This is a genomic window from Devosia salina (genome assembly GCF_019504385.1).
Taxonomy (GTDB): Bacteria; Pseudomonadota; Alphaproteobacteria; order Rhizobiales; family Devosiaceae; genus Devosia; species Devosia salina.
In genome coordinates, this window is record NZ_CP080590.1 from 707,075 (window position 1) to 729,333 (window position 22,259).

Annotated in this window: 15 protein-coding genes; 8 read left to right on the forward strand and 7 right to left on the reverse strand. The window is 62.1% G+C overall.

Translation table 11 applies throughout. The annotated features are described in order from the left end of the window. Positions 1–7: 7 nt before the first annotated feature. From K1X15_RS03440 to K1X15_RS03460, 5 genes are all read right to left on the reverse strand, one after another. Positions 8–874, reverse strand: a complete 867-nt coding sequence (locus K1X15_RS03440; protein WP_220306091.1) for a carbohydrate ABC transporter permease — start codon at positions 872–874, stop codon at positions 8–10. Then, complete coding sequence (locus K1X15_RS03445) at positions 871–1,761, reverse strand: carbohydrate ABC transporter permease (protein ID WP_220306092.1); 891 nt, start codon at positions 1,759–1,761, stop codon at positions 871–873. The genes K1X15_RS03440 and K1X15_RS03445 overlap by 4 nt, the downstream gene beginning before the upstream one ends. Then, positions 1,758–2,774 (reverse strand): LacI family DNA-binding transcriptional regulator, encoded by a 1,017-nt coding sequence (locus K1X15_RS03450; protein WP_220306093.1) that lies wholly within the window; start codon positions 2,772–2,774, stop codon positions 1,758–1,760. Before K1X15_RS03450 ends, K1X15_RS03445 begins: the two co-directional genes overlap by 4 nt. A 606-nt stretch (positions 2,775–3,380) precedes the next feature. Continuing rightward, complete coding sequence (locus K1X15_RS03455) at positions 3,381–4,088, reverse strand: response regulator transcription factor (RefSeq protein WP_220306094.1); 708 nt, start codon at positions 4,086–4,088, stop codon at positions 3,381–3,383. Positions 4,089–4,093: 5 nt separating this feature from the next. Further along, positions 4,094–6,094, reverse strand: coding sequence for a sensor histidine kinase (locus K1X15_RS03460; RefSeq protein WP_220306095.1), 2,001 nt, complete (start codon positions 6,092–6,094; stop codon positions 4,094–4,096). Between the two features lie 324 nt (positions 6,095–6,418). Here K1X15_RS03460 and K1X15_RS03465 point away from each other — a divergent pair, with 324 nt between their 5' ends. The 7 genes from K1X15_RS03465 to K1X15_RS03495 all read left to right on the forward strand — a co-directional run bounded on the left by K1X15_RS03465 (position 6,419) and on the right by K1X15_RS03495 (position 18,291). Further along, the gene (locus K1X15_RS03465) at positions 6,419–11,197 is read left to right on the forward strand and encodes an autotransporter domain-containing protein (protein ID WP_220306096.1); all 4,779 of its coding nucleotides are present in this window, start codon (positions 6,419–6,421) and stop codon (positions 11,195–11,197) included. Positions 11,198–11,224: 27 nt separating this feature from the next. Further along, positions 11,225–11,767, forward strand: a complete 543-nt coding sequence (locus tag K1X15_RS03470) for an invasion associated locus B family protein (RefSeq protein ID WP_240549650.1) — start codon at positions 11,225–11,227, stop codon at positions 11,765–11,767. A 520-nt stretch (positions 11,768–12,287) separates the two neighbouring features. Beyond that, positions 12,288–12,746 carry a cupin domain-containing protein gene (locus K1X15_RS03475; protein WP_220306097.1) on the forward strand — a complete coding sequence of 153 codons (459 nt, stop codon included), beginning with the start codon at positions 12,288–12,290 and terminating at the stop codon, positions 12,744–12,746. A gap of 262 nt (positions 12,747–13,008) precedes the next feature. Then, positions 13,009–13,905: a LysR family transcriptional regulator gene (locus K1X15_RS03480; protein ID WP_220306098.1), complete on the forward strand. Its 897-nt coding sequence runs from the start codon at positions 13,009–13,011 to the stop codon at positions 13,903–13,905. 111 nt (positions 13,906–14,016) lie between these two features. Beyond that, positions 14,017–14,808: a DUF4386 domain-containing protein gene (locus tag K1X15_RS03485; RefSeq protein WP_220306099.1), complete on the forward strand. Its 792-nt coding sequence runs from the start codon at positions 14,017–14,019 to the stop codon at positions 14,806–14,808. 25 nt (positions 14,809–14,833) lie between these two features. Beyond that, positions 14,834–17,620, forward strand: coding sequence for a winged helix-turn-helix domain-containing protein (locus K1X15_RS03490; RefSeq protein WP_220306100.1), 2,787 nt, complete (start codon positions 14,834–14,836; stop codon positions 17,618–17,620). Then, positions 17,578–18,291 carry an NAD(P)/FAD-dependent oxidoreductase gene (locus tag K1X15_RS03495; protein WP_220306101.1) on the forward strand — a complete coding sequence of 238 codons (714 nt, stop codon included), beginning with the start codon at positions 17,578–17,580 and terminating at the stop codon, positions 18,289–18,291. The genes K1X15_RS03490 and K1X15_RS03495 overlap by 43 nt, the downstream gene beginning before the upstream one ends. Positions 18,292–18,341: 50 nt before the next feature. On the opposite strand, the gene K1X15_RS03500 is transcribed toward K1X15_RS03495, so the two are convergent. Next, on the reverse strand, positions 18,342–19,103 hold the full coding sequence (locus K1X15_RS03500) for a class I SAM-dependent methyltransferase (protein ID WP_220306102.1): 762 nt from the start codon (positions 19,101–19,103) through the stop codon (positions 18,342–18,344). Between the two features lie 367 nt (positions 19,104–19,470). On the opposite strand from K1X15_RS03500, the gene K1X15_RS03505 reads away from it, so the two are divergent. Then, on the forward strand, positions 19,471–20,877 hold the full coding sequence (locus K1X15_RS03505; protein WP_220306103.1) for an MFS transporter: 1,407 nt from the start codon (positions 19,471–19,473) through the stop codon (positions 20,875–20,877). 434 nt (positions 20,878–21,311) lie between these two features. Here the strand turns inward: K1X15_RS03505 and K1X15_RS03510 are convergent, their stop codons facing one another. Further along, positions 21,312–22,121: a FadR/GntR family transcriptional regulator gene (locus tag K1X15_RS03510; RefSeq protein ID WP_220306104.1), complete on the reverse strand. Its 810-nt coding sequence runs from the start codon at positions 22,119–22,121 to the stop codon at positions 21,312–21,314. Positions 22,122–22,259 lie beyond the last annotated feature (138 nt).

The window sequence follows — 22,259 nt, forward strand, 5'->3', positions numbered from 1 at the left end:
TGAGTGACTATTTGAGGCCTGTGTGGGATAGGCCCTGGATGATGTATTTCTGGGCGAAGACGTAGACGGCGAGCACTGGCACGGTGCTGATCACCGTGCCGGCCATCAGCACGTTCCAGTCGGTGGTGTAGCGTCCCTGCAGGGAGGAGAGGCCCAGCGGCAGCGTCATCATCTGCTTGTCGCTGGTGATGATCAGGGGCCAGAGAAAGTTGTTCCAGCTTTGCATGAAGGCAAAGATGAACAGGGTCGCCAGGGCCGGGCGCGCCAAGTGAATGGCGATGCGGAAGAAGATGCGGATATAGCCGGCGCCATCGATGAAGGCGGCTTCTTCCACTTCGCGCGGCAGCTTGAGGAAGAACTGGCGCATCAGGAAGGTGCCGAAGGCGCCGAAGCTGCCGGGCAAGATCAGAGCCTGGTAGGAATTGGTCCAGCCCAACTGCGTCATCAGCACGAAGAGCGGCGTCAACGTTACCTGTTGCGGCACCATCAGCGTGGCCAGATAGGCATAGAACAGGGTGGTGCGGCCGCGGAACGGAATGCGCGCAAAGGCATAGCCAGCCATCGCGCAGTTGAGGACCATGAGCGTGGTGCTCGCCAGCGAGACGACGAGGCTGTTGAGCAGGAACCGTCCCATGGGCATGGTGGTGAAGGCGGTCGCATAATTGTCCAGCGTCGGCTCGGAGGGCACGAACTGAGGTGGCATCACGAAGGTGGCGCCGGTGGCCTTGAACGAGGTCGAAATCATCCAGGCGAAGGGCAGCAGCATGATGAAGGCGCCCAGCAGCAGGATGACCCAGTGGGCAAGGCTGCGCCAAGTGATGGCGGGAAACTGCCCGCGGCCACGGGCCGACTGGGGGAGGGCGAGACTGGTCATTCCACGGCCCCCCAACGGCGCTGCGCCAGGTTCTGGACGATGGTGACGGCGAAAATGATGGCAAACAACAGCCAGGAAATCGCCGATGCATAGCCCATCTGATAGTAGCGGAAGGCGTTCTTGTAGATCAGTTCCATGACGACGCTGGTGGCGCCCGCCGGGCCGCCCTCTGTCATGATCCAAACCTGGTCGAAGACTTGGAAGGAGTTTATCAGCGAGATCGTGGTGACGAAAAAGGTCGTGGGAGCCAGGAGTGGCAGGGTGATGCGCCAGAACACGTTCAGCGGATGGATGCCGTCGATGGCGGCTGCCTCATAGAGGTTGTCCGGAATTTCCTGCAGGCCCGCGAGGTAGATGACCATCACGAAGCCGATGTCCTTCCAGACCGATGTCAGCACGATGCCGGCCATGGCCCATTGCGGATCGTAGAGCCAGCCCGGCCCCTCGATGCCCATCAGCGAAAGCCCGTAGTTGACGAGGCCGAATTCGGGATTGAGCAGCCACTTCCAGACCAGCGAGACGGCAACCCAGGAGGTCACCACCGGGATGAAGTAGATGGCGCGGAACAGCGTGCGGCCAGGAAAGGCGCGGTTGAGAAGAAGTGCCAGGCAAAGCCCGATGCCCACCACCGGCGGCAGGTAACCCAGGATGAACAGCATGGTATTGCCCAGCGCGGTTCGGACCGCGGGGTCGCCGATCGCCTTGAAGTAGTTGGCAAAACCGACCCATTCGATGGCGGCGAACATGTCCCAGCTGGTGAAGCTCAGGGCCAGCGAGCCCAGGATCGGTCCCATGACGAAAATGGCCATGCCGACAAGACTCGGGGTCAGCAGAACGGCCAGTGCCGCATATTTGGACCAGCCACGGGAAAAGGAGGCCGTGCTCATTTTGGTACCGGCCCAACGCTCTGACGTTCGATGATCCGGGCGTCGAGCAGCGTCTCGCGCGGTGGCTTGCGGCCCTCGAGCATGTCGAGAACGATATCGCCGGCGAGCTTGCCCTTGGCCAGGATCGTCTGATCGACGGTGCTGAGCGCCGGGTAGACCATGCGCGAGACCGGAAGGTTGTCGAACCCCAACACGCTGACATCGCCGGGTATGTCGATATTGCGCTGGTGCAACCCGGTGAGGACGCCGGCAGCAATGAGGTCTGCGGTGCAGAAGGCAGCCGTGGCGCGACGGGCGACCAGCTGGTCAGCTGCATCGATGCCCCAGTCGAAGGTCACCGAACCGGCCAGAACCAGGTCTGGGTCAAAGGCGATCCCTGCGGCATCCAGAGCCAGCCGATAACCTGCAAGACGCTGCTCGATGACCCCGCCATCGCGAACCGCACCGGTGACAAGGGCGATGCGGCGGTGCCCGTGGGCAATGAGATGTTCAGTGGCCCGGCGCGCGGCCTGATCGTCAGCCACACGCAGATGGTGGACGTGGTCGTCAGTCAGGTAGGAATCCACCAGCAGGGTGGGGAGATGGCGCTTGCGCAGCCGCTCGAACAGACCTTCGCGATAGATGCCTATGGCAATGAGCGCGTCGACATTCCACTGCGCCAGGGCGTCAACTTCGTTGGAAGTCTCGCCCAGGCCCGACAGCATCATGAAATAGCCGCGCGCGCGCAGGGCACTTTCTATGCCGGAGACCACTTCGGCATAGAACGGATTGTCCAGCAGCAATTGGTTCTGGTCTTCAGTGAATGGAACGACGACGCCGATCAGCCGCGATGCGTTCGAGGCCAACGCACGGGCGGAGAGGTTTGGCTGGTAGCCCAGCGTCCGGATCGCCTCATTGATCCGCTCGATCGTCTCCGGCGACGCCTTGGAAGCGCGCGCATTGATGACGTTCGAGACGGTCATAGGCGACACATTTGCCGCCAGTGCAATGTCTTTGATGGTGACCCGTGCCACACATATCCTCCCTGCGTATAACGCTAAACCTGATCTAGCGAGAAATGTCGGATCAAGTCCGACGACCTTGTGGTTTTGCGCTAAACTAAGAAACAGTGACATCAACGTGGGCGACTGTCAATCGCCCCACGTTCGGAGGGGGCTCATAGATCGCGCCGAATTTCCGCAAGAACCGCGAAGAGGCGTTCAAGGGCGAAGAAGCCTGATCGTCAAAGGAAAGATTCGTGAAAAGGGCGGTCTCGGGGCCGCCCTTTTCACGTTCGCCGGCCCTGACCTCTGCTTCTCGACCAACCGCAATGCATTCTCCTACTCGCGAACGTGATACAGCAGAGGCGGTTTCCCAAGACCGGAACGCGCCCCAAAAAGGTCATTGGCTTGGCGAAGTGCAATGGCTCACGAGGGGGCGGATGCGGAATGGCGGCTTAAGGGGCAGCAAAGCGCCGAGCTGACCATCTCCAGGTGCTGATCGCTGGGGAATGAAGCGCGGTGTCCATGCTCCCGGTGTACGCAGAGGTTCCAGGTTGCGGCGTCCGAGCTGAGTTTTCAGGCAGGTCTCAGAGCGCAGAGATGCCGGCAATCTGCCATACCCTCCATGGTTGCCTTTCATCACTCGCGAATCAGGTTCCGGGCGACGTAGCCTTGGCCTCTCAATGTCTGTATCGGCAGAGCGAGGCCCGTCGCTTCGGTGACCTTAGCGCGCAGGCGGACCAAGGCGGCATTGAGGCCGCGGTGGCCGGCGTCGGTTTCGGAATAACCGAGCGCCTCGAGCAGATCGGCGCGGGATATGGCGCTGTCGCCGGCACGTGCCATGACATTGAGCAGCCGGCATTCGAGATTGGTCAGGGGCACGGGCGTGTTGTCCGGGGCGATGAGCCGCAGATTCTGGTTCTGGAACAGCCAGAGCTTGCCGGCAGGCGGCAGGCCGGTGTCCGGTGCGGTCTGGGTGCTCAGGCGTCGCGATAGGTTGCGAATGGCCGCTTCGAGCTCCTCGAACTCGACTGGCTTGACGAGATAGAGGTCGGCGCCGGTCTGCAGCCCGGATATTCTGTCGGCGACTGTGCCGCGCGCCGTCATGATGATGACGCCGATTTCCGGCCTTTGCTCGTGCAGGAAGCGCAGGATGGAAAGCCCGTCTTCGTCGGGTAGACCGATATCGAGAACGACGACATCGCAGGGCCGGCTGGCCAGAAGGCGATAGAACTGCATTGCCGTGCCCGCCGACACGGCGTTGAGGCCGGACGGATCGAAACAGTCCATAAGGCTTTCGCGCAGCGCGTCGTCGTCTTCGACCAGAATGACATTGGGAGCCAACATGGCGATCAGGGCGCTCCGTTCTCGCGTTGGATGAGCGGCAGTGTCATGGTGGCAATGGTGCCGCCGCCGGAAGAGGCAAGGGCGATATCGCCGCCATGGGCGGTGACGATGGAACGCACCAGGTGCAGGCCAAGACCAGCGCCGGCTCGCGTCATGGTATTGGCGGCGCGGTAATATTTGTCGAAGACAAAAGGCAGGTCCCGGTCGGGAATACCAATGCCTTCATCAATGACCTTGATCGACAGTTTGTCCTCCCCCGCAGAGGTGAGGTCGATTTCGACAATGCTGACCGCTGGAGAATACTTGAGGGCGTTCTCGACCAGGTTGCTAAGGGCGGTCTTGAGCAGAGGCGCATCCGCCAACAAAGTGAAGTTCTCGGTTTCGGGATGCTGGCGAACTGTGACTGTCCGGTCCTGATGCGCGCCGCAGGCGACCTTGATCGCGTCGTCGACAAGTTGGCGCGCATCCAGCTCAACCAGTGTCGGCGCCAGCTTTTCGCCAGCAACGCGAAAACGCTGAAAGCTGACATCGACGATCTCGACCAGCCGCTGGATGGCTTCGTTCATGCGCTTGAGCGGGCTTGCCGGGACCGGCGACTCGTTCGCCTGGGCGAAATGCAGGACGTCGAGATTGGCGCGCAGGATGGCGACCGGCGTCCGGTATTCGTGCGAGACGGTGTCGATGAACTGCATCTGCTCGCGCGAGACGCGCCGCTCGGTTTCGAGCGCGCCCTCGAGCTCGACCGTCGCCTGTTCCAGTTCGCGGGTCCGTGCCGCAGCGATCTCGTTTGCCCGCTTCTCGGCCGATTGCGCCGCCAGCAGCGCATTTTGTTCGGCCTTGCGCCGCTCGCGTTCCGATCGGTTGATGCGGCTGCCGAGCGAAACCGTCATGGTCAGAAGATGCAGCGCTGCGCCGATCTGCAGGCCGTGGTCGACCAGGATATTGGACGGCAGCCATCCAAAATTGCGCGCGAGAAGTACCGCGATGCCAATATTCATGGGCATGAAGGACCAGAGGTAGATGCGGGCCGACAGGTTTCCCCCGAGCGCGAGGCGGAAGACCACGAATAGGGGTAAAACGGCCAAGGTCAGGTCCGCCACGATGATCTGCGAGGAAAACTCGTCCCAAAGATCGAAAAAGGCCAGCGCGATCAGCAGGAGGCCCGTTGCCGCGATGGCCCAGGTCAGGCGCCAGGCGAAGGGCGCGACCCGACGGTAGGGCACGAAGGTAGCGGCGAAGCCGTAGGCGAAAAACGTCGCCATACCAGTTGCCAGTCCGAGAAAGGGAATATGGACGTGCTGGGCAAGGCCGGGCAGCAACAGCGACGGCAATCCGGCCCGCCAGAAGGCCATGGCGCCGAGCGACAGGGAAAAGCCGGCATAGAGCAGGTAATAGCGCTCGCGTAGCCAGTACCAGAACGCGAAATTGATGCCTGCGGCGATCAGGCAGGCGCTGAAATAGCCGCCGAGATAGAGCCAGTTCGACAGCGACAGCCAGAACAGGCTTTTCGTGCTTTCGACCGACCCGCGCAGCGACAGCGTGGTCCGGTTCTCCAGGCGGATCAGAACGGAACGCGGCTCGGCGGCCGGCTTGAACGGCACGACAAAGCTCGGCAGGGCAAAATCGCGCGCCGCATCACCACGCACGGCGCCCATCTCGAAAGCCTTGAAATCGGTCGGGTCGACCGGGCGCGCCGCATTTGCGACATAGACATCAAGCCGGTCGAGAAATGGCGGGTCGAGCACAAGGAAAAAGGCTTCGCCGGTCTCGGCCAGGTCTTGTCCGGCAGCAAGGTCGAACCGGACCCAGGCGGCGCCGGGCTTGCCGAAACCCTTGTTGTAGTCTGCGGCGACGGGCGCGAATTCCTTGGCCTCTTCCCCGAAAGCGACGTCATCGAGCGTTAGCGCGCCAGTCGGGTCGTAAAGCGCCTCGAGATGTCCCGCGAGATCGTGCGTGACGGGCGCAGGCCGATCCTGGGCGCCGACGGCCGCGGGAAAGGAGAGCATCGCCGCCAAGAAAAGTGCGCGACGAAATGCGCCCCGCCAGTCCGTCCGAAACGGTTGCGCGCGCGTTTTTTGTGCCTGCCTGAGCTGCGTCCTTCTCATGGCGTCGTGTCGCTGCCTGTCACAACAATTGCTCTATCGTCATTCTCGCATGGCGACAACGCAGGTCGGGATCAACCGAACAAAAAATGCAGAAACGATAGAACCGCTTCGTATTTATAATACGAAATCGTATTTATATTCAAGTAATCACACGAAAAGAGTCGTTTTTATTTGGGTGAATCGAAGTTAATAGATGTCGTGAGGCTCGAATAAGGACGCGACGTGGTGAGCATTCACGAAACAGGAGAATGCGATCCGGACCGAACGGCACGGACGGATTTGGTTCGGGACAGCGAGTCCGCGGGGCCGGCAGCGAACTGGTGCAGGGGACGGCTGCTCACCACCAGCGCGCTCTGCACGGCGACGCTGCTGGCCTTCGGCGTCCCCGTGCAGGCGCAAGTAACCATCGACAACAAAACGGACACCGTCATCGGCACGGGTGGTGGCACGCAGGCGAGCCCTTGGAATATCGGCGGTCCTCTTACCGTTGGGGACCTCAGTTCCGGAAGGCTGGATATTACCGCTGGCGGCGAGGTCAACAATACAGCTGGCTTTATCGGCCTTATTGGAGGAAACGGCACGGTGACGGTGGATGGCACCGGCTCTACATGGACCAATTCGCAGGATATTTCTGTAGGTCATGGCGGGACCGGAAGTCTGAGCATCACGGGTGGCGGCGCGGTCAGCAATACATTTGGCTCTGTCGGCGATGTTTCAGGTTCCGTCGGCACGGTGACGGTGGACGGCGCGGGTTCCACCTGGACGAACTTGGAGACCCTTGACATTGGCTATGCCGGCACGGGGACCCTGAGCGTCACCAATGGCGGCGCGGTTGTCGCGAGTGGTCCGTGGAATGAATTGAAATACGTGAATATTGCATCAAGTTCCGGCTCCACCGGCACGCTCAATATCGGCGCGGCGGCGGGCGATGCGGCTGTGGGCGCGGGCAAGCTCACTGCGGGGGAACTCTGGTTTGGCAGCGGCACCGGCACGCTCAATTTCAACCACACCGAAGACTATTATGAATTCACGGTGGATATTTCCGGCGCGGGCACGATCAACCAGCTTTCGGGCGTAACCGATCTCTCGGGTGATTCCTCCGGCTTTACCGGCACGACGTACGCAGACGGGGGCACACTGCTCATTACCGGCCAGCTTGGCGGGTCCGGCGGTATTATCGGCAGCAGCGCCGGAACGACGGGTGACGTCTCGGTCCTTAGATCGGGGGCAAGCTGGACGACGACGACGTTACGTGTCGGCGATCAAGGCAACGGCACATTGACCATCGCCGGTGGCGGCACGGTGAGCAGCGGCGACGCGTGGATCGGTAATGCCTCCGGCGCTATCGGCACGGCAAGCGTGACCGGTGCCGGCTCAAGCCTGGCAGCTTCGAACGGCGTGGATATCGGCCGCTTCGGCACCGGAACGCTCAATATACTGGACGGAGCGACGGTCACTGCGGGCAACGATTCCTTTATTGGCGCCAGGTCGGGCAGCAACGGCACGGTGAACGTATCGGGCGACGGGTCGAGCTTCGAAATGGGCAGCAACGATCTGTTTGCCGGTGATGAGGGCACCGGCGTTCTGAACGTCACGGAGGGCGGCGAAGTCAGCACGGCGGCGAGCTATATCGGGGACGATTCCGGGTCGTCGGGAGAGGTGACAGTTACCGGTTCAGGCTCCAAGCTGACAAATTCGGATAATCTCGTTGTCGGTTTTGAAGGCAATGGCACGTTGAGCATCGCGGAGGGCGGTTCGGTCACCAATACCTATGGCTGGATCGGAGACGCCACCACCGCAAGCGGTACCGCGAACGTGGACGGCGATGGCTCCATCTGGACCAACTCGCAGACCCTTATTGTCGGCAATTCCGGCGCCGGCACGCTGAACGTTACGGTCGGCGGCGCGGTCAGCAGCAATGCAGGCTATGTCGGCAACAGCACCGGTTCAGACGGCAAGGTGACGGTGGATGGCGCGGGTTCGAGCTGGATGAATGCGTCATTCCTGACCATCAGCGAAATCGGCGCTGGAACATTGGACATCACCAATGGCGGCGCGGTCAGCAATACCTTGGGCTTTATCGGCAGCGGAGCCGGGTCGAATGGCGCGGTGACGGTGACCGGCGCGGGTTCGACATGGACCAATTCGGCCAATGTAGTCGTCGGGAGCATCGGAACCGGCACCCTGACCATCGCTGATGACGGGGCGGTCCGCGCGGGCGGCGGCAGCGGAAATGTCGTGATCGCCAATGACGTGGATGCCACCGGCACGCTCAATATCGGCGCGGCGGCAGGCGATATGGCTGCAGGCGCGGGTATGCTCGACGCAGCGAACGTCATTTTCGGCGACGGTGATGGCGCGCTGGTCTTCAACCACACGGAGGGAGACTACGACTTTGGGGCGGCGATTTCCGGTGACGGCGCGATCAACCATCTTTCGGGCACCACAACGCTCACGGGTGACAGCTCCGGCTTTCTCGGTACCACCAATATCAGTGGCGGGTTCCTCAGGCTTGAAGGAACGCTTGGCGGCGTTTTGCGGGTGAACAATGGCGCGCTCGCCATCGACAATGGCGGTATGGCGAACTCGACGCTCGACAGCACCATAGGCGACGACACCGGCGACGTCGCCTTCGCGACAGTGACGGGTCCGGGTTCGACCTGGACGAACGCGAACGATCTCTTTGTCGGCGACTTCGGCACGGGCGTTCTCACGATTCTTGATGGCGCTTCGGTCAGCGACAACACGGCTTATGTCGGCAAAACCACCGACGGAACCGGCACGGTCACCGTGAATGGCACGGGTTCGAGCTGGGATCACAGCAGCATGTTTTCCATCGGCTATAGTGGCGAGGGGATATTGAAGGTCGAAAATGGCGGCTCGGTCAGTGCGGAAGACGGCTATATCGCCTATAACGCCGGCTCTGAGGGCACGGTGACGGTAACCGGAGCCGGTTCGATCTGGGACACGGATGCGACCATTATCGGCGATCACGGCACCGGCCGGATCACGATTGCCGATGGCGGCGCACTCGTGACAACGAACGGCTATCTCGGCGCGGAAACCGGCACGGGGATAGCGACGGTGACCGGCAGTGGCTCGAAATGGACCAGTGCGCAGCGCCTTGTCATCGGCGATTTCGCGACGGGCACGATGACAATTGCCGATGGCGGCGTGGTGCGTTCGGATGCCGGGATTGTCGATCTCGGCAAGGAACTGGGTGCCAATGGCACACTGAATATCGGTGCTGCGGCGGGCGATACTGCGGTTGGCGCGGGCACGCTTGACGCGGAGATGGTGCAATTCGGTCAAGGTGCCGGCACAATCAACTTCAACCACACGGACACCGACTATGAGTTCGCCGTAGATCTTTCAAGGCCACTCGGTTCCGGCACCATCAACCACCTTGCTGGGGTCACCAGGCTGTCCGGCGATGCCAGCGCCTTCGACGGCACCACCAATGTCACCGGCGGTACGCTTTATGTAAACAACGCGCTTGGCGGCACTGTGAACGTCACGGGTGGTGCGCTTGGCGGTTCGGGCACGCTGGGCACTGTCGCAATTGCCTCCGGCGGCACCGTCGCCCCGGGCAATTCCATCGGCACGCTCAACGTTGGCGATATCACCATCGCAGCAGGTTCGACCTATTCGGTGGAGGTGAACAGCGCGGGCCAGAGCGACCTGATCAACGCCACCGGAACGGTCACCATTAATGGTGGCACGGTTACCGTGGTGCCTTTCCCGGACTACGCGCTCGACACGGTTTACACCATAGTCACCGCGGCGGGCGGCATGACCGGCACCTTCGATGCGGCGAATTTCGGGGGCAGTTCTCTCTTCATTACCCCGACGCTCACCTATGACGGCAACAACGCCTTCGTAACGCTGGGCAAGACGACCTTTGGTGCGGTTGCGATGACGCCGAACCAGATCGCGGCGGCGAGCGGAGCCGACAGTCTCGTCTCGGGTAACGCGGTCTTCGATGCGATCGGCGTGCTCGGCACCGCGGCCCAGGCCCGGGCGGCTTTCGACGCAATTTCCGGCGAGATTCACGCCTCTACCAAGACGGCGCTTCTGGAAGACAGCCGGTTCCCGCGCGAGGCGGCGATGGACCGGCTGCGTGTGACACGCGGCGGTGTTGGGGCTGACGACAGCGCCCAGATCGAGGACCGATTTTCCGAGAACTCCGGCCCATGGGGCCAAGGCTTCGGCTCCTGGGGCCCATGGGACAGCGACGGCAATGCCGCCGTACTGGACCGCGCCATCGGCGGGTTCCTCATGGGCGGCGACGCGGTGGTCTGGGAGAATGCGCGGTTCGGGGTTCTGGGCGGCTATTCTCGCTCAAACTTCAGCGTAGATGATCGCCTGTCGTCCGGCACGGCCGATACCTATACGTTGGGCGTCTACGGCGGTGGCGAATGGGACTCGTTCGCCCTGAGTGGCGGGTTGGCCCATAGCTGGCACAGCCTCGACACGTCGCGCTCGGCGGCGTTTACCGGCTTCACGGACAGCCTTTCGGCCTCCTACGGCGCCCGGACCCTGCAGGCCTGGGGCGAAGCCGCCTATGGCTTCGAGACTGGCGCGGTCCGGTTCGAACCCTTTGCCAATCTCGCTCATGTCAGCCTCGCCACCGATGGCTACACCGAGAGCGGCGGCGCCGCGGCCCTGAGCGCTGCTGCCAATGTGGTCAGTGCGACCTTTGCAACGCTGGGTCTGCGCGCCGAGACAGATGTCTCGCTCGGCGAGCTGGAAGCAAAGCTGAGCGGCATGGTGGGCTGGCAGCACGCCTTTGGCGGCGCGCCAAATGCGCAGATGGCATTCACGTCGGGCGGCAATGCCTTCACTATAGCCGGCGTGCCGCTGGCGCAGGACAGCCTGGTGTTTGATGCCGGGTTCGATGTGAACCTGACCGACAGCGCAACGCTGGGATTCGCCTATGGCGGCCAGCTGGGTTCGGGCATTCAGAACCACAGCGCCAGCCTTAGTTTGAATGTAAAGTTCTGACCGCGAGCGGCGCCATTCCGTAGAAATGTGAAAACCCTCACCATGCCTTCCCCCAAATCAGTTCTTGCCGCCACCCTTGCCCTGGTGCTGTCCATCTCAGTTTCCCACGGACAGGAAACGGGACTGCCCGGCAATGCCTCGAGCCTGCTTGAGAGCCATGGCAGCTGGCAGCTCGTCTGCACGTCCCCCGAAGGCACAGTCAGATGCGTCCTGTCGCAAACCCAGCTGGCTGAGAATCGTCAGAAGGTCTTGAGCATCGAGCTATCCCACGGAGACGACCGCAACACGGCCAGTGGCGTTCTGGTCCTGCCTTTCGGCCTCGACCTTGCGAGGGGGATCACCTACCGGCTCGACGAAGATCAGGCCAGCGCCGTCCAACCTTTCCGAACCTGCTTGCCGGTCGGTTGCTTGGTCGACATCGCCTTCGACGCCGACATGGTCGCATCGCTGGGGACCGGTGACCAGCTCGATGTCATTGCCACCGCTGATGGTGGCCAAGAGATCGCTTTCTCGATCTCGCTTGCTGGGTTTTCGAATGCACACGACCGCATGAATGCCCTTCTGCGATAGTAAGATCTGCCCAGCGTGCGGGGCGCGGATATCATCGTCCAGCGGAACTATCCGCTCCCGTCAGTCCAGCAGCCCTGACCAACGGCAGCCCTCCTAGACTGCCACTGACCGACCGCTATCCGACCTTCAACGCTCAAAGGAGACTAACAGGTTACGGCCCCGCTTAAGGCGCTGGCGTGGAGAATTGTGGGGCAGGGAGCTTCCATAACCCGCCGGGCAGGTGGGCGCCCCATCTTGGTCATTCGCGCTGCTGTCCCACCTTCTAAAAAGTTGTCGGTCCGCTACAGGACGATCAGACGCTTTTGCGCGCTTTTGGCTGGGCGCGTGAGTTCATTGCGCCGCACCACCATTTGGTGCTCCCGGCAATCCAAGGTTGCCGGACTTGATCATCTCTTCAAATCGCCGGCACAGATCACTTCCGCTTCAGATCGAGCGGCGCTAAAAGTGTGCTTGGCCATCCTCTCAGCGCAAGAAAGCTTCGTCCAATGCTCGATGGTTCCCTGGCGGATGAGGATCAACCATGAAACCGGTCGTTGCTGCGGATGTCGATCCCCGGACGAAGCCGTCGAACTATCCTGAGCCATTCGCATCCAGAATGCGCGGTCGGGTGAAGCGGCAGCTGGGCGACGTATTCGGACTTACCAACTTCGGTGTCAATCTCACCACCCTGGACGCCGGGGCGGTCTCGGCGCTCCAGCATCGCCATAGTCTGCAGGACGAGTTCGTATTCGTGCTCGAGGGCGAAGTGACTTTGATAATGGGGGATGTGGTCGAAACGCTTGGCCCTGGTTCATGCATCGGTTTCCCAGCAGGCGGGGCGAGCCATCACCTGGAGAATCGAGGCACTGACCCGGCGGTCTACCTTGAGGTGGGCGATCGGACGGAAGGTGATGCTGTCAGCTATCCCGCTGACGACCTGCAGGCCGCGAAAGGCGCCAAGGGGTGGGTGTTCACCCACAAGGACGGCACACCCTATTGAATGAATGGTCAGACCGCGTGACCGGGTGAGTTGACCCGCGCCTGAAGTATGGTTCTTTCACTTTCGAGCGGTTGGCCCTCGACAGCATCAGCCTTCCTTCGGTCTGTGTGGACCCACCCGGGGCAGCATGAATTGTCGCCGGCACAAGCGCCGTCCGATCGCGCCGTGGGCGCCGGCTGGTCCCGCAGCAGCTTCTATTGCGAACCAATGCGGGAGTGCACCATAGTCGCACTGGTACGCTACATTCGAGGCGCAGACGCAGATGCCAGATCTCAATCTGTTGGTGACACTCGATGTGCTGCTGTCCGAGGGCAGCGTTGCGGGCGCGGCGCGTCGGCTGCGGCTCAGCCCGTCCGCGATGAGCCGCGCGCTGGCGCGGCTTCGCGAGGTCACCGGAGATCCGTTGCTGGTGCGGGCCGGCCGCGGCCTGGTCCCCACGCCGAGGGCTATTGAACTGCGCGCCCAGGTCGGAACTGTTGTCGATAGCGCAACGGCAATTCTGCGCCCGGCGGAAAAGCTGGATCTCGCCAGGCTCGAACGTCGCTTCGTCCTGCGCACCAGCGAAGGCTTCGTTGAAACCTTCGGCCCAGGGCTGATTGCCAAGGTTCACCAGGATGCTCCCGGCGTGCTGCTACAATTCGTGGCCAAGCCGGACAAGGATAGCGCACCCCTGCGCGAAGGCGAGGTGGACCTGGAGACGGGTGTCATCGACCTGACCACGGCGCCCGAGATGCGGGCCTTTCCGTTGTTCGAGGATCGCTGGGTCGGGGTGGCACGCGATGGTCATCGACTTCTCAAGGGGGAGGTTACGGCCGAGCGCTATGGGGCGGAAAGCCACGTGCAAATCCTGAGGCGTGGCTTGCATAGCTCCGAGGTTGATCAGGCCGCCATGGCCGGCGGATCGCAACGTCCGGTCGGTGTCGTGGTCAACGGGTTCGCCGCGGCGATTGCACTGGCCCGGGATACCGATCTCATTGCGACGGTGCCGGAGCTCCACACCGAAGGTCTGCGCAGAGGCGTCACCACCTTCGACCTGCCCTTCAAGATCGGCGGGTTTACTGTCTCCATGATATGGCACCCGCGCATGGATGGCGATCTGGCCCATCGATGGCTCAGGTCCTGCCTGCGTGAAGCCTGCTCCACCGTGGCGCGCAAGTAAATCAGGCGTTGCGTGCACTGATGAAATGCAAACGACGCGCGTTCCGCAACAATGTCTCCGGGCGTAGCAAAGTGGCGTTCAACATCACCGCCAACCCCCGGAGGGCACTAGATGACTACGATCGCTACGTCGGCCCCGGCCGCCGCCATTACCCAATCAAGTTCCGCCTTTAGTCCAGGTCCGCGTTCTGCGAGCCTGGAAAGCCAGAAACAGTCGCAGCGACTGGCTCGGCTTACCGGCCTCTTCTTCCTCATCACCTACGCAACCTCGATCCCGCCGGTCCTGACGCTCTATGTTCCGGCGCTGAGCGATCCCGCTTTCATCCTCGGTGGACCCTTCATCGACAGTGTGACCTGGGGCGCCATCCTCGAGCTCCTGCTCATCGCCGCCAACATCGCCTCAGCCCTCACGCTCTATCCGGTGCTCAGGAAGCGTTTCCCAGTGCTGAGCCTCGGCTTCGTCGCCGCGCGTGTCATGGAAAGCGCGTTCATTGCGATTGGCATCATCTCGGTGCTCGCTCTCATCACTTTGCGGGCGACCGCCGGAGACGCCGACCCGGCCGCTCTCGCCGTGGTCGGACAGGCTCTGGTCGCCATTCATGACTGGACATTCAAGATGGGGCCCGGTGTCGTGGTCGGCGTCGGCAATGGTCTGATCCTCGGGTACATGATGTGGAAGACCCGGCTGCTGCCGCGCTTCCTGTCAACCCTCGGTCTCATCGGCGGTCCGGCCCTCCTCCTCGGCAGCTGTGGCGTGATGTTCGGCCACTTCGACTTTGGCTCGACCATCCACAGCCTATCCGTTGTCCCCGAGTTCTTCTGGGAGCTGCTGCTTGGCATCTGGCTGCTGGTGCGGGGCTTCAATCCCGCAGCCCTTGCGGCACTGGACACCGATCAGGCGTGAGGTCGGTCGAACGACATCCACCCCGTTGACCTGCGATGTCGCGTCTCGTCGTAGAGGGACATCGCCGGCTTCACGACTGGAAGGGGGAGGCCACTGGCCTCCCCCTTCGCTCATATGCCAGCTTGATTTGGGGATGGTCGAGGCGCATTTGTGTTGGACGATGGCCGCGCCGCTCGTTGCTACCAAGCTCAATTTGCCAATCCTCCGACACGGTATCGTGGTGCGGCAGCGATTGCGCCAGATCCTCGATCGCAGTGCAGGCGCCAAGCTCACGCTCATTTCGGCCCCTGCTGGTTTCGGCAAGACGACATTGCTCGCCGACTGGCTGGCGCAGGCATCCGACACGGGACGACTGATCGCCTGGTTGTCGCTCGATGAAAGCGACAACGAACCCTCTGCGTTCTGGGCCAACCTCACCGCTGCAATACAGGCGACCTTCGCCAAGGCGGAGACGGCCTTTCCGGACCTGCCGCAATCGGGACCGGCGGATCAGGGCCTTATAGTTGCCCTCCTGAACCAGCTCGCGCGCATGGCAACACCGATCGTGGTTATCCTTGATGACCTTCACTTGGTGGATCGGGCCGACATACACGAGCAGCTCAGCTTTTTCATCGAACATCTCCCGGACCATGTCCATGTCGTCATCAGTACGCGCGCCGATCCTGGTCTTCCGCTGGCGCGACTGCGGGTGCGGCGCGACCTGGTCGAAATTCGCTCGGCCGATCTGAGGTTCACATCCGACGAAGCGGCCGCCTATCTCGACGCGATGGGTTTCGAGCTTTCATCTGCCGACACAGCGACCCTGGAGGCAAAGACCGAAGGATGGATAGCCGCGCTCCAATTGGCCGTGCTGTCGCTTGAGGGGCGAGACGACCCCACGGCATTCATAGAAGAATTCGCGGGCACCGGGCGCTACATCGTCGACTACCTGGTCGAAGAAGTGCTTGGCCGTCTCCCCGATGATCTTCGCATGTTCCTGGTGGCGACTTCGGCCCTGCGCCGCATGAGCGCGCCTCTTTGCGACTTCGTCCTGGGCGAAGCGGGCGGCAGCAAGCCGATGCTGGACCGGCTGGAACGACAGAACCTGTTTCTGGTCCCGCTCGATTCCCGCCGCCAGTGGTACCGCTATCACCATCTGTTCGCCGACGTCCTGCTCGCCCATCTCGACGCGGAACAGGCGCAGGCTTTGCTCGGAATCCATCGCAGCGCGAGCGAGTGGTTTGAGGCCAACGGAGAACGTGCCGAAGCCATCCACCACGCACTGGCGGCACGGGACTTTGAGTGGGCCGCGGAGCTGATCGAGCGAGCGCTTCCGCAGGTACGGAAACATCGCCAGGAGGCCCTGTTCCGCACCTGGATGAAAGACATACCGGACGCGATCGTCCGGTCGCGCCCCAATCTTGCCGTGGGCTATGCGGGCATACTGGTTTCGCTCGGTGCTTTCGGAGGCGTTGAAGAGCGCCTCCGCATGGCGGAGACCGAAGGCGCGAAACTGGAGAATCCCGAAGCTCTGCTCGCCCAGGTCGAGCTCTATCGCACGGCACTTGCGCAGGTGCGGGGAGACATCGAGGGAGCCGCCAGCCATGCCCACCGCGTGCTTGCCCTGGCGCCCGCAGATGATCACCTTGCCCGGGCCAGTGCGGCAGGATTTCTCGGTATCGTCTCGTGGACAGCCGGAGAGCTTGAAGACGCGATCGGCTTCTGGACCGAATGCCGCGACGGCCTGCGCAATCAGGGCCACATTGCCGACGTTCAGGGGACGACGATCGCCCTCGCCGATATGCGGATGACCCAGGGCCGGCTGGACGACGCCGAGCGTGCCTGCACGGAAGCGTTGGACCTTGCGAGCCGGAATGGTGGGCCCTTGGCGCGCGGCGCGGCCGACATCCATGCCAGCATGGCCATGCTTCACCTCGAACGCGGCGCGTTGGAGTTGGCACGCGAGCACCTGGCTAAAAGCAGCGAACTTGGCGAGGTGTTTGGTTTGCCCCAGTATCCGTACCGCCTGCGGGTAGCCCAGGCCGGTCTTGCCCTGGCCGAGGGCAGGGCGATCGACGCGATAGCATTGCTTCGAGAGGCGGAGCGCCGCTATGTCAGCGACTTCTTCCCCAACGTCCGGCCCATCCCGGCACTGATCGCAAATGCCCATATCCGACTTGGACATCTCGATGAGGCCGATCGCTGGTCGCGAGCGGCAGGTGTCACGGCTGACGACACACCGACCTACCTGCGGGAATTCGAGCACATGACGCTGGCGCGGCTGCTCATCGCGCATGGAGGACCAGAGGCCATCGGCGAAGCACTCGGTCTCATCGATCGCCTGACCCACGCCGCCGCCAGGGGCGGACGCGGTGGGAGCCTCGTAACCCTGTCGATCCTGGCGGCCCTGGCCCATCAGGCGCGGCATGACACGCGTCATGCCCTTGAGTCCCTTCGCCGCGCCATCAGCCTCGCCGAGCCCGAAGCGATCCGGCGCCCCTTTCTCGATGAGGGTGAAGGGCTGGCGGGTCTGTTCGCGCAGTTGAGCAAGTCGGAGCGTGCGGGCGCCTTCGTGTCGAGCCTCGTTCCGCCGACTGGCGATTTCCCGCCACCGCCGGCAATCGAGCATCCAGCATTGATCGAACCGCTCAGTGACCGGGAGAGCGATGTCCTGCGCATGCTCCGCAGCGATCTCAGCGGCCCCGACAGCGGCCGCGCAACCGATTTGCCAAGGAGTCACATGGCTTCTTTGCTCAGGATGGCAGCGAACCGCGAACCATCCTCGAGACCATGCGCCGGCAGGTCTCGGCATATCCAACAGTGCACTTCATAAATGACGGCGCCGTCGATGCCAGCAAGGACAGTGGTGGCGTCAACGTTGCCCTTGCGGGCGGGTCGATCGTATCCGGTTCGCGCCTGCTTCTGGCATTCGGTGTCTCGGATATTCTCCCAAGCATTCCGGGTCTTGCAGAGCGATGGGGAAAATCGGTGCTCCATTGCCCTTATTGTCACGGCTATGAAGTCAGCCGGCAGCAACTCGGTGTCTTGAACGTTTCGGCGATGTCGTTGCAGCAGGCATTGCTCGTTTCCGATTGGGGGCCGACCACCTTCTATGCGAATGGCGCCGAGCTGGACCCACTCGGCATTGAACAGTTGAAGCGACGTGATATCGAGATCGAAATGGAACCGGTCGCAGGACTGGTGGGTGAGCAAGACAAACTTTCAGCTATCCACTTTGTGGACGGTCGCTCTCGCCCCCTGGAAGCGCTGTTTATCAGCCCTCAGGTCGCGCTCAACAGCAATATTGCCAGCCTGATTGATTGCGAAATTCGGGAGGCCCCGAATGGGCATTTCATTGCCGTGGATGACATGATGATGACAACGGTCCAGGGCGTCTACGCAGCCGGCGACATTGCGCGCACATCACACAACATCAGCTTCGCCTGCGCCGATGGGGTAGCGGCCGCCATGGCTATCCATCGATCACTGGTCCTTCAATCTTGAGCGCAGGATTGATTGCCCTGGCGGCCACACCGCATCAATGCCTGTTCGGACTAGACTGTGCCTTTGATGGCATTTGCGCGCGCGTGGATTAATGGGGGATCGGGAACATGTCGCCGAGCGGCTTCTTCAAATCGAAGCAATTCCTGGGGGGACATGCTGCCAATTGCAGCGCCCAGGCGCGGCGACAAAATGGCTGTCGCCCAGAACTCATCGAAGTCCCGAAATCCTTGCGTGATCCGGATTTCTCGGCCTTCAATGTTGGAGAGGCCCGCTTGCATCCAAAGGCGCTTCATCTCGTCAGCATCGCCGGCTTCCGGATGTGGCGGGACTGGCACCTCGAAGTCGCAGTCGCGCGCGGCACGGTTCATCGCTTCGTAGGGAAACCCGCCCCCCTCAAGATCCCAAGTGTAGCAGGCCACAATGCCTCCGGGACGAACCACGCGCGCCATCTCGCGGACGCCGAGCGCCGGATCAGGCATGAAGTGCAGAACAAGCGCTGCGACCGCGATGTCGACGGATTGGTCGGGCAACTCGATCTTCATTGCGTCTCCGCGTTTGAAGGTCGCTGCAGGTCCCAGGTCGCGGCTCCGTGCAAAAGCGAGCTGGGCCTCTGACGGGTCAATGCCGAGAAGCGATGCGGGGGCGCAGCGATCGAGGATGAGGCTCGAAAAGGCGCCACTGCCACACCCAACATCCAGCCATGAAACTCGCGCCTGGGGTTCTAGCCAATCCAGGAAGATGCCACCTGCACTTTGGCTCCAGGAACCCATGAAGCGCTCATAGTGTGTCCCATCGCTGAACTGGATCTGCATGTCTTCCTCCCCGCCTCGCCTGGCGGCATCCAGTCTACCACAGACACAATCTCGTGCAGCGCGACAATGCCGAGACCACTGTGCGCCCCAACAGTAACGCGTCCGAGCGCCAGGCCATTTGCTGCCTGCGATCCAATGACCGTCCGGCCGGAGCACCAATTCCTGCTGGGTGTCCGCTGACCTGCGGGACTTCACGTCATGACGCTCGCAGGTCTCCATTTCGCGCGAATGGTGCCTTGGGAGCATGTCGCTGTGTCGAAGCATAGGCGACAAGGCGTCTGGTGCACTAATAACGTGCTTCTGCTGTGTGTTCCGCACGTGAGTGGGCTGGCCTATCTGTCAGCGCGGTTCATACAGGAGACCCATCATGCAATCGGCCACGGTCCCCCCACCTCAAACTGATTCATCCGTCCGCCCCTATCGCTGGCAGCTCTTCGCGTTGTCCATGGCTATGCTGCTCCCATCCTTGGGAACCAGCATCGCCAATGTCGCCCTGCCCACCCTGGCAGGTGCCTTCGGAGCGACATTCCCGCAGGTCCAGTGGGTGGTTCTGGGCTATCTGTTGGCGCTCACCACACTGATCGTCAGCGCGGGCAGACTCAGCGATGTGTTCGGACGAACGCGCTTGTTGCTCGTCGGCATCGCCATTTTTGCTGTTGCCTCCGTCAGCTGTGCTCTGGCGCCCAGCCTGTGGGCGCTTGTGGCTGCTCGTTTCCTGCAGGGACTTGGAGCTGCCGTGATGATGGCTCTGACAACCGCAATGGTTCGCGACGTGGTGCCGCAGAACCGCACCGGCAGTGCCATTGGTCTGTTGGGCACAGTCTCGGCGGTCGGAACGGCACTCGGGCCCACCCTTGGGGGCGCATTGATCCACTGGTTCGACTGGCCAGCGGTCTTCTTCTTCCTTGCGGGCGCCAGTGTGGCTACCCTTCTTGTCGTTCGGCGGAGCATCGCGATCGACCGGCCCGTCGAGCGGGCGAGCGCCTCATTCGATTATGCTGGTTCCATCCTCCTGGCGCTTTCGCTGGGCGCCTATGCATTGTCCATGACATTGGGGGGAGGGGAGCTGACATGGTTCAACGCCATGATGGCGGCCTTTGCGGCGGTCGGCTTTGTTGCCTTTGCCTTCGTCGAAACCCGTGTGCCATCGCCACTCGTGAAGCTTGAGTTGCTGCGCGATCGAACGATCGGAACAGGCCTCGTTTCGATAGGTCTGGTCTCCGTCATCATGATGTCCACCCTGGTGGTGGGGCCGTTCTATCTGACCAACGCACTCGGACTGGACGCGGTGCGCACGGGGCTGGTGATGTCAATCGGCCCTGGTGTTGCCGCCGCCACCGGATTTCCCGCTGGTCAATTGGTTGATCGTCTGGGTTCTTTCCGGATCATGCTCACCGGGATCGTGCTTGTCGCTTCGGGCGCTGCCCTTATGACAGTCCTGCCAGACGTGTTCGGGGTTCCAGGCTATGCCGGTGCTTTGGCCACCATTACTGCTGGCTACGCTCTCTTCCAGGCCGCCAACAACACTGCCGTGATGAACAGTGTCGGGCCGGACCGCCGCGGCGTCACCTCCGCGCTGCTCGGACTTTCCCGAAACCTGGGGCTGATCACGGGCGCATCCGCCATGGGGGCGCTGTTTGCGTTCGCCACCAAGAGCTTGGTCTTTTGGGACCTTGCCGTGGGTGAAGCGGCCGGACTCAAGGCCACGTTCGGGGCCGCGGTCATGCTGGCGATAGCCACCCTGCTGCTGGTGGTGAAGGGACGACAGAGGTGATGTCGCCCAGGACCGCAGACAGGCCCGGATCGCAGTCGGCAGCGCACCTGCTTCAGAATCCTGAAGTTCGGGAGAACTCCTCGCGACGTTGATTGCCCTGGTCACTATGCTTCTGATTGCGCGTTCCGGCGGGCGTTATCACAGTCGCGCTGATCTCCAAATCTCGCTATAGGTCGAAGGTGATCAAGCCGATCCTTTATTTCCCCTCAGCATTCCGAAGTCGATCTTCGTGCCCCTGTTTGTGCTGGTGGTGGACATTAGCCAGGCCGACCAGCGCTCGCACACGCTGATCTCTGCCCGAGCCACGCACAGCCTCGAGCCTGGCCATGGAAATGTGGGTAGGTTACGCCCATCAAGCTCGAGACGTGGACCGTCGGAAAGCCGTGGATCCGGCCTGGCCTGTATCAAGGCATTTCAAGCAAATTGTCGGACTACTATCGCCCTTGCTGGCGTTTGCCTGCGCCAGACCCCAGCGCGTGCATGATGTCCTTGAGTGAATCGTCGACCAGAATTTCCATCCGCATCCGGGCCATGTCGGGGTTCTGTCGCCGAATGGCTTCAAGCACATCCTCATGCTGCAACAGCCGGGCGGGTTTGAGCGCGGCGTCGTCGACGCCGTCCCAGCCCAGGCGCAGGGTCCGCAGCATCACGGTGCTGAGCAGCGTGTTGAAAGCGCCGATGAACGGATTATGGGTCGCGCTTAGAATCTCGAGATGGAAGCGCAGGTCGGCCGCGATCAGCGCCTCCGCATCGGGGCCGGCTCCCTGCATCTGTTCATAGGCGCGTTCCAGGCGCGCCAGTTCATCGGTCGTGCGCAGCTGCGCCGCCAGCGCCGCGGCACCCGGTTCGATCATCCGGCGCAGCGGATGCAGGCTCATCGCGATGTCCTCGAGGGGCCTGGACTCCAGATGCCAGAGCAGCACGTCCGGATCGAGCATGTTCCAGAAGATCGGGGAGGTGACGCTGGTTCCAACCTTGGGCTTGGCCACGATCATGCCCTTGGCGGTCAGTTGCGAATAGGCTTCGCGCAGCGCGGTCCGCGTGATGTCATAGCGGGCCAGCATGCTGGCCTCGTCGGGCATGCGCGCCTCTGGGGGATAGTCGCCAATGACAATCTCGCGGCCAATTTGGTGCAGCAGGCTGGAATCGCCCTTGGCGCTGGGCGGGGGCGATATCAGTCTCTCAACGGCGGGATTGTGGTCGGGGCGGTATTCGTCGTCGGCGGAAAGATTGCTGAAAGCCATAAATATATCAATTAAGTCTGGTGCCGCGAGCAGGGCAGTCTCGGTGATGTCCCCCATATCCCTTTAGGGTTGCGATTAAAAGTGCGACTTAGCAATGCATTGCCGTCGAAGGCAGCCAGGTGTGCTGCGCATCGTTCC